This is a genomic window from Nitrospirota bacterium, from assembly GCA_030645475.1.
Classification (GTDB): domain Bacteria; phylum Nitrospirota; class Nitrospiria; order Nitrospirales; family Nitrospiraceae; genus Palsa-1315.
Map to the genome: position 1 here is coordinate 97,800 of JAUSMA010000014.1, position 12,328 is coordinate 110,127.

The 12,328-nt window shown below is 57.4% G+C and carries 10 protein-coding genes; 1 reads left to right on the plus strand and 9 read right to left on the minus strand.

Annotation, left to right across the window (positions count from 1 at the left end; genetic code table 11):
- Positions 1–46: 46 nt before the first annotated feature.
- The 9 genes from topA to Q7U76_02385 form a co-directional block, all read right to left on the minus strand.
- A complete protein-coding gene (gene topA, locus Q7U76_02345) occupies positions 47–2,425 on the minus strand; it encodes a type I DNA topoisomerase (protein ID MDO8355217.1) in 2,379 nt (792 codons plus the stop codon).
- A 75-nt stretch (positions 2,426–2,500) separates the two neighbouring features.
- Positions 2,501–3,619: a DNA-processing protein DprA gene (gene dprA, locus Q7U76_02350; protein ID MDO8355218.1), complete on the minus strand. Its 1,119-nt coding sequence runs from the start codon at positions 3,617–3,619 to the stop codon at positions 2,501–2,503.
- Positions 3,620–3,720: 101 nt separating this feature from the next.
- Positions 3,721–5,241: an Rne/Rng family ribonuclease gene (locus Q7U76_02355; protein ID MDO8355219.1), complete on the minus strand. Its 1,521-nt coding sequence runs from the start codon at positions 5,239–5,241 to the stop codon at positions 3,721–3,723.
- A 171-nt stretch (positions 5,242–5,412) separates the two neighbouring features.
- Positions 5,413–6,528 carry a rod shape-determining protein RodA gene (gene rodA, locus Q7U76_02360; GenBank protein MDO8355220.1) on the minus strand — a complete coding sequence of 372 codons (1,116 nt, stop codon included), beginning with the start codon at positions 6,526–6,528 and terminating at the stop codon, positions 5,413–5,415.
- Complete coding sequence (gene mrdA, locus Q7U76_02365) at positions 6,525–8,405, minus strand: penicillin-binding protein 2 (protein MDO8355221.1); 1,881 nt, start codon at positions 8,403–8,405, stop codon at positions 6,525–6,527. Before mrdA ends, rodA begins: the two co-directional genes overlap by 4 nt.
- A 42-nt stretch (positions 8,406–8,447) precedes the next feature.
- Complete coding sequence (locus tag Q7U76_02370) at positions 8,448–8,939, minus strand: hypothetical protein (protein MDO8355222.1); 492 nt, start codon at positions 8,937–8,939, stop codon at positions 8,448–8,450.
- Entirely contained in the window at positions 8,936–9,817 is an 882-nt protein-coding gene (gene mreC, locus Q7U76_02375) for a rod shape-determining protein MreC (GenBank protein MDO8355223.1), read from the minus strand. Before mreC ends, Q7U76_02370 begins: the two co-directional genes overlap by 4 nt.
- Before the next feature lie 21 nt (positions 9,818–9,838).
- On the minus strand, positions 9,839–10,888 hold the full coding sequence (locus Q7U76_02380) for a rod shape-determining protein (protein ID MDO8355224.1): 1,050 nt from the start codon (positions 10,886–10,888) through the stop codon (positions 9,839–9,841).
- 37 nt (positions 10,889–10,925) lie between these two features.
- The gene (locus tag Q7U76_02385; protein ID MDO8355225.1) at positions 10,926–11,384 is read right to left on the minus strand and encodes an RDD family protein; all 459 of its coding nucleotides are present in this window, start codon (positions 11,382–11,384) and stop codon (positions 10,926–10,928) included.
- A gap of 219 nt (positions 11,385–11,603) precedes the next feature.
- Here Q7U76_02385 and Q7U76_02390 point away from each other — a divergent pair, with 219 nt between their 5' ends.
- A complete protein-coding gene (locus Q7U76_02390; GenBank protein MDO8355226.1) occupies positions 11,604–12,302 on the plus strand; it encodes a SurA N-terminal domain-containing protein in 699 nt (232 codons plus the stop codon).
- Positions 12,303–12,328 lie beyond the last annotated feature (26 nt).

The window sequence follows — 12,328 nt, forward strand, 5'->3', positions numbered from 1 at the left end:
AAAGGGGCGAGACAACAGCCGTTGATCGAAATGGCGTGAACGATGCTTACCCGGCCTCGCGATAGCCGCATTCTTCGTCGCGGCATTGGACGCTTCGTCCAACTTGTTTGGTCACTTTTTCAATGAGAAACGGGGCGCTGCAGGTCGGGCAGGCCTTGTTGATCGGACGATCCCACATGGCATATTCGCATGCCGGATATTTGCTGCAGGCAAAAAATGCCCGCGCGCCCTTCTTGGTGCGCTTCTGAACGAGATCGCCACCGCAGCCTGGCTGTGGGCATTTCACGCCCAGCGCAAGCGGCTTGGTCGTCTTGCATTCCGGGTACGCAGAGCAGGCAATGAACTTGCCAAATCGTCCAGTCTTCACCACCATCGGACTGCTGCATTTCTCGCACTTCTCATCCGTCGTCAGCTCAATCTTCGGAACGATCTTAATGGTGCCATCCTCGAGCTTCTCGAAGTTCTGCGTGTTCTTGCAGGGCGGCTTGTCCTTATAGGCAGGGCAGGCGAGAAACTTTCCATTCCGTCCCCACTTAATCTCCATCATCTTGCCGCACTTCTCGCAGGGAAGATCCGTCGGTGGCTCCACCGTGTCCTTGGGGCCGGGAATGGTCTTGGCCTTCTCCAGATCCGTGGTGAAGGTCCCGTAAAACTCCCGCACGGCCGTCACCCAGGGTTTGTTGCCTTCTTCGACTGCGTCCAACTCCTCCTCCATGTGCGAGGTGAAGTCGACGTTGATCAGATCCGGAAATCCCTTCAGCAGGAAATCGTTGACAGTCCTCCCGGTTTCGGTGGGACCGAACCGCCCATCCACCTTCTCGGCATACTTGCGATCCTGAATCGTGGAAATGATGCTCGCGTACGTGGATGGCCGACCAATGCCTTTTTCTTCCAATTCCTTGATCAGCAAGGCTTCGTTATACCGTGGCGGCGGCTGGGTGAAATGCTGTTTCGAGAGGACGCCCGGAACCGTCTGCCCCTCCAACGACACAAGCTGTAACTTCTCTCCCTCGTTCAGCATCGGCAACTGACGTTCCGCCTCGTCTTCAACCTCCTGCTCGCCTTTTTGCTTCTGTGCGAGCAATTCCTTATCGACTCCCTCCATATAGACGATCGTATGGCCGGGAAACTTCACGACGGTGCCGGTCGAGCGGAAGAGAAACTTCTCCTTCGTCTTGACGGGGCTCGAGTCGACGCGAGTCACGTCGAAGATCGCGGGAACCATCTGCGAGGCAATAAATCGATTCCAGATCAACTGGTACAGCCGATACACATCCAGCTCTAAGTACTGCTTGATCGATTCCGGATCACGGGACGCCGACGTGGGGCGAATCGCTTCATGTGCTTCCTGGGCCGCTTTCTGCGTTTTATACAGGTTCGGCGTGGCGGGCAAATACTCGGCCCCGAACCGCTCCTGGATCACCTGACGCGCTTCGTTCATCGCCTCGGCCGAGATACGAGGAGAGTCGGTTCTCATGTAGGTAATGAGACCGGTCTGGCCTTCCGCCCCGATTTCGATGCCTTCATAGAGCTTCTGCGCCAACGTCATCGTTTTCTTCGACGAGAAATGCAGCTTGCGCGCCGCTTCCTGTTGCAGCCGGCTGGTGATGAAGGGGGCGACCGGATTCCGTTTCTTTTCTTTTCGCTCAATCGAATCGACGACGAACTCTTTCCCCTGGATGGCATCGACGATGCGCTGCGCGTCGGTCGCGGTCTCAATCGATGCGTCCTGTCCATTGACCTTCTGTAGCTTGGCCTCGAACGACGGAGGGTTGGTCCCGGACAACAGCACGGCAATCGACCAGTACTCTTCCGCCCGAAACGCTTCTCGTTCCTGTTCCCGTTCGCAAATCAATCGCATCGCCACGGACTGAACCCGACCCATGCTAAGTCCGCGCCGCACCTTGGTCCAGAGTAATTGGCTGCCTTGATAACCGACGATCCGATCCAGCACCCGGCGGGCCTGCTGCGCATTCACCAGTTTCATATCGACTTGCCCGGGCGACTGCAGTGCGCGCTTAATGGCCGATTCCGTGATTTCATTGAAGAGGACCCGGAACACCTTGCCCCCTGGTTGATCCTTCGATTTAGACTTGGGTTTGGACTTCGACTTTGATTTTGGCTTCTCGAGCAATTCCTGTTCGAGATGCCAGGCGATGGCTTCGCCTTCTCGATCGGGGTCCGACGCAAGATACACTTTGTCGGCCTCTTCCGCCTTTTTCTTAATATCCGCCAAAACCTTCGACTTCCCCTTGATCGTCACATATTGGGGCTCAAAATCGTGCTCCAGGTCAACGCCAAGCTTGCTGGTGGGAAGATCCTTAATATGTCCGACCGAGGCCATGACGGTATAGCCACGCCCCAGATACTTACTGATGGTGCGCGCTTTCGTCGGGGACTCGACAATGATGAGTGACTTGGCCATGAAGACTCCGATTCGCTACGAGGGTGACCCTCTCATCCGTACCAAATAATACACATCCGTGCAACTGTTCGATAATTATGTTCGAAGATACCGCTGTCCCGGCAGCTGTACGACTTGCTGTCGAAGCTCCAAGGACAAGAGCGCGGCCATCACGGTGGGCACCGGCATCCCTGTGGCAACGATCACGTCGTCCACGGTGAGCGGATCGTACGACAAGGCATCATACACCAGCTGTTCTTCTTTACCCAACTGATCGCTGGGCCCCTTCTTCGTCTGAAAAGGTTGCAGGCGCAGGCGTAGCGCCGGCTCCAGCTGCGGCAGCACCGCATCGAGGACATCCTGCGCCCGCTCGATCAAGGCCGCACCATCTTTGAGCAAGGCGTTCGTCCCGCGACTGGTGTCCTGCTTCACAAAACCAGGAACAGCAAAGACCTCTCGGCCTTGCTCAGCGGCCAGTCTCGCGGTAATCAACGATCCGCTGTTGATGGCCGCCTCTGTGACGATCACCCCCAGGGACAGACCGCTGATAATACGATTTCGCCGTGGAAAGTGGTGGCTATGGGGAGGCGCGCCCACCGGCGCCTCAGATAGGATGGCCCCGCGTTCCTCAATCTGTCGGCGCAATCGGTCATGTTCCGGCGGATAGGTTCGATCGATTCCGCAGCCAAGAACGGCAACTGTGCGCCCCTGCGCAGCAAGAGCGCCACGGTGGGCTGCCGCATCGACGCCGCGCGCAAGACCGCTCACCACAGTCATGCCCGCTGCCGCCAAATCGTGGCTGAGCTCTTCAGTCATGGCACGCCCGGCTGCCGTTGCCAGCCTGGCGCCTACGATGGCGATCGCCAGCTCATCCTGCTCCGTCAATGTGCCGGTGATATACAAGAGGGGTGGAGGATCCGCAATCATCTTCAGCCGCGCGGGATAGGTGAGGTCCAACACGCTCCGGACTTCAATATGCGCACGCTCGATCGCCCGGATCTCCCGCTCAAGGGTCCGGCAGGCAGCACCATCAGGTCCACGCCGGATCGCGTCCGCCAGCTCCAGGCTGCACCCGCGTTGAATCAATTCATCACGGGAGGCGCCCAGGACAGCTTCTGGTGAGTGCCAGGCCCGAACGAGTCGAAGAACCGTCAGGTCCCCTACTCCATCGATCGCTTGCAGGCGGAGCCAGGACTCTAACCGAGCCCTAGTCATAGGCTGGCTCGAAGAAGGCCTCGCGACCTCAGCGGAGGAGTCCGCAGGTACAGAGTGGCTAGAAGGCGGCATAGGCCTCGTCGCATGGAAAACTGCAATCGTTACAGCACTGCGAGATCGTACTGTTCCAGATGCAAGTGTTCGTCCGGCATGACAATGATTTTTGCGGCACACTCGCGCTCCACGGCCTCAAGACCAGGCCGCTCTTCATCTTGCATCAGCCCGACGACTGAGGGATGGGCGCCGACGACGATCCGTTGCGGCTCGGGACCGCTGCCGATTCGGCGGACATCGCGGAAGATCTCATAGACCACTGTGGTCGGAGACTTCGTATAACCTCGTCCTTCGCAATAGTGACAGGGCTCTGAGAGCGAACGCAGGAGGTCCTCTCGCACCCGTTCACGAGAAATCTCGATCAACCCCAAGTCGGAAATTCTAGACACTCTAGTGCGGGCCTTGTCGGTGGACATCGCGTCGAGCAACGCGTGATAGACCTTGTCGCGATTTTTCTCCCGTTCCATATCGATGAAGTCGACGATGATGATCCCGCCGATTCCGCGCAACTTCATCTGATAGGCCACTTCTTTCGCAGCCTCCAGATTATTCCGAAGAATCGTCTCCTCCTGATCGCGCTTTCCCACGAACCGGCCGGTATTGACGTCGATGACGGTCATCGCCTCCGTATGGTCGATCACGAGATGCCCGCCGGACTTGAGCCAGACTTTGCGGCTGAGCGCCCGCGCCATTTCCTGCTCCACGCCCAGATGATCGAACAGGCTTTCCTCTTTGTCGTAGAAGTGAATGCGCGAGGTCTGTTCAGGAGAGAATCGCTGCACGAAGTCACGGACGGCCTGATATTCCTCCCGCGAGTCGATCCAGAGTCGATCGACTTTCTTTCCGAACAGATCGCGCACGACGCGGAAGCTCAAGCTCAAGTCGGCATGGAGCAACGCCGGGGCCCCCTTCTGCTCACGCTTCGACAGAATGTCCTGCCAGAGCACATGCAAAAAGTCGACGTCGGATCGCAATTCGTCTTCTTTGACCCCTTCACTCACCGTACGGACAATGTAGCCACAGCCGGGATGCCGGACACGCTTCATAATGTCCTTGAGCCTGGCGCGCTCCTCGTCACGGGCGATCCGGCGAGACACGCCGATGTGCTCCACGTTGGGCATGAAGACGAGATACCGGCCCGGGAGCGACACATAGGTCGTCACCCGTGAGCCTTTGGTGCCGATAGGTCCCTTGGAGATCTGCACCATCAGCTCCTGCCCTTCACTCAGCAACTGCTCGATCGGCTTGGAGCTTTGACGACGGGGGCCCAGCATATCCCCATCTTTGTCGGCATCCTTGTCGTCTTCATCCGCATCGACAAGCGTGTCGCCCGGCTCGGAGTCCAACGACAGATCCGACACGTGCATGAAGGCCGCCTTCTCAAGGCCGATATCCACAAAGGCCGCCTGCATGCCAGGCAAGACCTTCGCGACTTTTCCCTTATAAATGTTTCCGACGAAGTCCTTGTGCTTGGCGCGATCTCCGAAAAGATCCGTCACGACTCCGCCGTCCAAGACCGCCACGCGAGTTTCCTCGCGTGCGACTGTAATGGCAATTTCTACTCCCATACCCACCCCTTCCATTCAGGAGAACCGCCGAGCCGATGTGCAGGACGAACGCGGGGGAATCCCCAGGTTCCGGCCTCCACTCGACACCTCATCGGCTGACGGTCCACACCATACATAATATTTGCACTTGCTCGATCCCGATTGATTCGAGACCGCACAATCACCCGCTCGCTAAAAAAAACTTAATCGACGACGTTTGACATTCAAGAGCAGGCCGAGCGACGCCATTGTCATAATCGTCGCGCTCCCGCCGTAACTCATGAGCGGAAGGGGAATGCCCACAATGGGAAACATCCCTGCCGTCATTCCGATATTGACCACCACGCAAAAACACAACATACAGATGATCCCGACCGCCAGCAGCGCCCCGAGCTGATCCTTCGCGCGCGCGACAATTTCCAATGACAGCCAGATCAACGTCACAAACAAGATCAAGAGCGCCAACACTCCGATAAATCCCCATTCCTCGGCAAAAACAGAAAAGACAAAGTCCGTGTGCCCCTCGGGCAAAAACTTCAATTGGCTTTGGGTCCCTCCGTAGAGGCCCTTCCCTGTCAGCTCTCCCGCGCCAATGGCAATTCTCGATTGGAGCGCATGGTATCCCTTGCCTCCAGGATCGTAGGCCGGATCGACAAAGGCCATAATGCGCTGCCGCTGATAATCATGCAATGACCCCCACATCATCTCCCAGGCAAAGGGAAATAACATCAGCGAAAACAGGAGGATCACACCCAATGCCTTCGACCGCATCCCCACCATCAACAACATTGCGGCATAGACTGCCAAGAAGCTCAATCCGCTCCCTAGGTCCGGCTGCTTCAGGATCAGGAGCAGTCCCGGCAGGACCAATAACCCAGGGAGCACCACTCGCTGAAGCCAACCGACCCGTGGCGCCTTTGAATAGTAGTGCGCCAAGGTCACAATGAGCACCAGCTTCGCGAACTCCGATGGCTGGAACGCGAATGGCCCCATCGGGATCCACCGTTGCGCACCCCGGCTGCTTTTCCCCTCAAACAGCACCACCGCCAGCAGGACGAGGATGATGGCATAGGCAGGATACGCTAACCGGGCGATTCGATGATAGTCCGAGAGCCACATCACCAGAAATGCGACCGTGCCGAGCACGATCCACACGATCTGTTTGGCATAAAACGGGAACGCAACGCCTTGGTCATGCGTCACGCTATAAATCGACAGAACGCCGACCCCCAGGATGACAAAGATCAGCCCGATAAAACGGAAGTCGAAATTGTCGAAGCCCCGGCTATTGATCACCCGATCGATCATCTCGTTTCCTGTCCTCCGGCATCCGCTTCCCGCGCCACGGCACCATCCGGCACAGCGGCAGGAGCGGGGAGATTCAACTTCACATAGGTCTCGATCAGCACTTTGGCGAGGGGGGCCGAAGCGGACCCTCCGTGGCCCATATGTTCACCCAGCACCGCAACGGCAATCGTGGGCGCGTCGACCGGGGCGAAGGCCACAAACCAGGCATGATCGCGAAACTTCTTGGGAATATCTTTTTCCGCCTTTTTGTCTTTCCCCAACGCCGTCGTCTGCGCCGTACCGGTCTTTCCGGCAATGGTCACCAACGCCGACTTCGCCCGCGTGGCTGTGCCCTCTGTCACCACCCCGGCCAACGCCTCTTTGATCAATGGCAGAATTTCAGGCCTCAGCTTCAAGGTGCGCTTAGGGACCGCAGGTCTTTCTTCAAGTGCTCCGGTCGCCCGATCCATCACGGCCCTGACCAATCGCGGACGAAAGGTCACGCCATCGTTTGCAACCGTACCGATCAAACTCGCCATCTGGAGCGGGGTCACGTTGACATAACCCTGTCCAATCGATGCCGAGATCGTTTCGCCCGGCAACCAGGGCTCATTCTTGGCTTTCTGCTTCCAAGCCGAAGAAGGCACGATTCCAATCCGTTCTGACGGCAGCTCGATCCCTGTCTCCTCACCCAACCCGAACATATGGGCGAAGGAGGCCATCGTCTCAATCCCCATCCGCTGTCCGACCGTGTAGAAATACACATCGCACGATTGTATGAGCGCGCGCCGGAGATCGACCGAGCCATGCCCGCCGGCCTTCCAGTCGTGATAGAGCCGCCGCCCGAACTGATACCCTCCATTACAATGAATCGTCGTCGACGGCGTGACCGTATTGGACTCTAACGCTGCAGCGGCCATCATCACTTTGAAGACTGAGCCAGGCGGGTACTGGCCTTGCGAGGCGCGATTGTTCAATGGGCGCCCTTCATTTTGCACGATCTCTGCCCATTGTTTCGGCGTGAGTTCCCGCGAAAGGACATTCGGATCGAAACCGGGACGGCTGGCCATGGCCAAGACATCACCCGTCCTGGGATCAAGCGCGACAATCGCACCCGACTCCTCCCCCAAGAGGCTTTCCGCCACTTTTTGCAGCCGCACATCGATCGTGAGGTATAAATTATCCCCGGCATGGGCCTGCTCCACAACCACGGTTCGTTTCTCGTGGCCTAACGCATCGACTTCAATACTTTTCTGCCCGGCCTGCCCGCGCACGAGCCGGTCGAAAAATTTCTCTACGCCATATTGCCCGACAATGCTGCCCTGGTGCAGGTCGGCAAACTCAGGTTTTTCTAACTGCTCGGGCGAGACCTCCCCGACGTACCCCAACAGATGCGAGGCCGTGACGCCGCCGGGGTAGTTCCGCTGCGATTCGACTTGCACCATCACGCCCGGCAAATCCAGACGGTGCGACTCGATGAGTGTCGCCTCTCGAAGCGAGAGACGATCCTTCACCTTGCGCGGCAGTTGTTTGCTGCCGCGAGCCGTCAGCTTCTTCCTCACGAGGGCCTCGTCCAGGCCCAAGAGATTGGTCAGTTGCTCGATGAGAAGCTCGCGATTCTTGACGTCTTCGAGCGAGACATAGAGGGTAAAACTGGGGACATTGTTCGCCAGCAACACTCCGTTGCGATCGTAGATCAGGCCTCGAGCCGGCTCCATGATGACGGAACGTGTACGGTTGTTCTCGGAGAGATCGCGGTAGTAGGGACCTTCACGAATCTGCAAATGCCAGAGCCGTAACGCCAATAAGGCCACGACGAGCAGCAACCCCACGCGCAGAATAATCAGCCGGCGTTGGAGCTCACCAAGTTCAGAATCGTGCAGACCAGCTGTTGCCATGACTCACAATCACTATTCCAGCACATCCATCAAAGAAACGGGTTATTCGGTTCTCAGGCGGGTCACATCAAATCGTTGGGAGAGCAGCCAATAGAGCCCCGCCCCAACCGCCCCGTCAAAACAAGCCTGAGGTAGGACGATCGATTCCACGATCCCCCACATTTGAGACATGTCGATATTTTTGAAATTGGCCAAGGCCAGCAACCCACTCGCCACGGATACCAGCAGCAACCCCACACCCAACGAGATCGACGTCACCTGCGACACCTGCCGCCCCAAGAACCCGGCCAAGAGCCCAACGCCACCGTACGTGAGAAGACTGAGCCAGAGTTCACCGGCCGAAAACAGGCTCAGCACCCATCCGATCGCGAGCCCCAGGAGAAGGCCTTCCATTTCGCCGGCGAAAAGCCCGATAAACACGGCAGTCATAAGCCCAAGATCTGGCTTGATATTCCACACACTCACATGCGGCAGCACCGTCGTTTGCAGGGGAACGAGCAGTAGCACCAACGTCAGATAGAAGAGAAATTTCATGGCGACGGCTTTCCGGGAAGATCCATTCCTCCCATCGCCTTCGTCGACTGTCCGTACGATGCCTGAATCACCAACACTTCCTCGACCCGGCCGACATCGACTTCCGGCATGAGCTCAGCCGATTGAAACAATGCGCCTTCCTGCTTGTCGATATGTGTAATCGTGCCGAGTGCGAGGCCGCGCGGGAAACCTCCGACCAGACCCGACGTCACGACCCGATCGCCATCGCGAAGCGTCGAGAGCAACGGAATATATTTCAACTGGGCCAGCCCCTGCTGGGTCCCTTCCACAATACCTTCGTCTCTTGTCCGCTGAATGAGACCGGCAATGGCGTTGTTCGGATCCGTGATCAAGAGCACCACCGAGGATGCGCCCGTCGTTTTCACCACACGCCCGACGACGCCAGCGGGCGTGATCACCCCCATGTCCGGCTTGATTCCGTCGCTCTCGCCCTTATTGAGGATGATGGCACGATAGCGGTTCGTGGCATCACGCCCGATGACTTGCGCGGCCACCATGGTCGGAAGCGCTTGCTCCTTAAATTGCAGCAAGGCCGTCAATCGTTCAGTGGCGGCAGCCGACTCGCGCAACTGGCTGTTTTGCCCGCGCAACGACTCCATGTCTTTCCGTAATTGCAGATTCTCTTCCCGGACCCCTTGCAACGCCACATACTGCTGCCACCGATCGGCGATGCCCGTATCGATCGATGCAACGGCCTCAAGCGGAACACGCACGACGTGTCCGACTGGCCCATCCAGATATTGTAAGAGTCCTTGGATTTGACCGGGAAGCAGGAAAAGCGCCGCCACGAGCAATGCGAAGCAGGCAAACGCCAGACGTCTGGCACCGGAGGAAAAACGAGAGTTTACCATCCACATAAGGAAGTGAGGGATGGAGCCTTATCGGTACGTATTGGCCTGAGACATGACCGACACTTTGGCTAGCAGATCCAGCTCATCGAGGATTTTCCCGACTCCTAACACAACTGAAGTCAGGGGATCGTCCACGGTGATGATCGGCAGATTCGTTTCCTCTCGAAAGCGCGTATCCATGCCCTTCAGCAGAGATCCCCCGCCCGTGAGAACGATGCCACGATCGATAATGTCTCCCGCCAACTCCGGCGGGGTATTCTCCAGTGCCACTTTAATCGCGTTGACGATTGTCCCGATCGGCTCCTGCAACGCTTCCCGGATTTCCGAGTCATCCACCACCAACGTGCGGGGAATTCCGGAAATCAAGTCGCGCCCCTTGATCATCATAGTCTTGCGTTCCTCAAAGGGATAGGCGGATCCGATTTCGAACTTGATCCGCTCCGCCATATGTTCACCGATGAGGAGATTGTATTTCTTCTTAATGTAATTCATGATCGCATCGTCCATACGATCGCCTGCCACTTTCACGGACTCGCTATAGACGATCCCACCGAGCGAAATCACGGCGATATCGGTCGTACCGCCGCCGATATCGACCACCATGTTGCCGGAGGGCTCCGTGATCGGAAGACCCGCACCGATCGCCGCCGCCACCGGTTCTTCGATCAGATATACTTCGCGGGCTCCGGCCAATTCGGCCGAGTCACGGACCGCCCGCTGCTCAACCTGCGTGATACGCGACGGCACGCCGATAATGATGCGCGGACGCACAAACGCGCTGCGGTTGTGCGCTTTCTGAATAAACCGCTTCAACATCTGCTCGGCCATTTCGAAATCGGCGATCACGCCTTCTTTCATCGGCCGCACCGCAATAATATTGCCGGGCGTGCGCCCCAACATTCGTTTCGCTTCCGTGCCGACCGCAAGTACTCGTTCGGTCTTTTTCTCAACCGCGACGACCGAGGGTTCGTTCAGGACGATCCCTTTCCCATGCACATAGACGAGCGTCGACGCCGTCCCCAGGTCGATGGCCAGGTCGTTTGAGAACCACCCGAAGATGTCACTTGCAAAGCCCACGATTGCTCTCCCTTCCCCTCAACCTCTGACGGCGCGCTCAGTCGGGCAACGCCAGTCGACCCGCATCTAGCACCTGAGTACCGGCTATCTCGTCACCAAGACGCCGCCCCTGTTCGTTCCCAATGATCAAGACCCCTTCGAGCGCCATGATAGCGACCGATACAATCCATCCCACATACGGGACGGCAAAAGCTAATTGCGCGACCGCAAAGGGCAAATTGCGAATAATGGATTCCCGAAATCCTGCAGCCTCACGCCGGTCTGGGAGCACCGTCTGGAGACCGATCAACCGTTTCCCGATGCTGCGCCCGCCGGCAAATCCATCAGCAATCAGTATATACGCCAATCCTGCCAGAAAACCTACTGGCACGATCATTTGATCGGCTGCTGCCACGATGAATACGTCGATGAGCTTGGCAATACATCGGTTCAGGACCTGCGCCTTCGGATAGATCCCGGCACCGACTGAATGACCTCCGCGAACCTCCTCGGCCAAGTGCTCTCCTTACAATAGTGGCAAAGTATAACAAATCACATTACCTAGCACAAACAAAGACCACTCTCCCGCAGATCGACATGACGAATGCGGCGTCTTGCTTCACGGACAGAGACCGTGCTCAATCCTGAAATCTCAACGCTGGAAGCGCGGTCGTCCCTTGCCTTTACACAGATCCCTGAGTACAATCCGTTTGCACGAACTTTCTGAGGAATTGTCATGATCAAATTGATGCGTGAAGCGTCCCATAGTTATCCCTGGCTCCTCAAGTCCATCATGGGGATTATCGCCCTCGCCTTCGTCATCACCATGGGCTGGTGGGGATTTGGCGAACAGTCCGGCGCCGTCGTGGCCTCAGTCGGAGACCTCACCGTATCCCGCGACGAGTTTCGACGGGCCTACGAAAATACCTACCGCTTCTACAAGGATAAAGTTCCCGGAGAGTTCAAGGACGAAACGATCAAGCAGTTTGTTGTGGATCAACTCATCGATAATCGGACCTGGCTCATCGCGGCCAAAAACATGGGCCTCACCGTGGCGGACGAGGATCTGCGCGAAGTCATCATGCAGATCCCCGACTTTCAAAAAAACGGCGCATTTGACCCGGAGATCTACAAACGACTCCTGGCAGCGAACCATCTGACGCCCGCGATATTTGAAGCCATGGAAGCGAAAGAAGTGCTGAGCAACAAAGCCCGGCTGGTCATCCGTGACGCCGTAGCCCTGACCCCCGCCGAACTTGCCGAGGCACAGGCCCTCACTGTGCGGCAAACGGAGTCGGACCCGGCAAAGGCCGCCGCTGCCAAGGACCGTGCGTTACAGGACGTCCTCTTTCAAAAGCAACAACGCGCGCTGATGGCCTATACCGAATCGCTCAAAACGACGCTACCCATCACCATTCACCGCGAGCTCTTGTAACAAACAGGCACGTAGCCTGAGGCTAA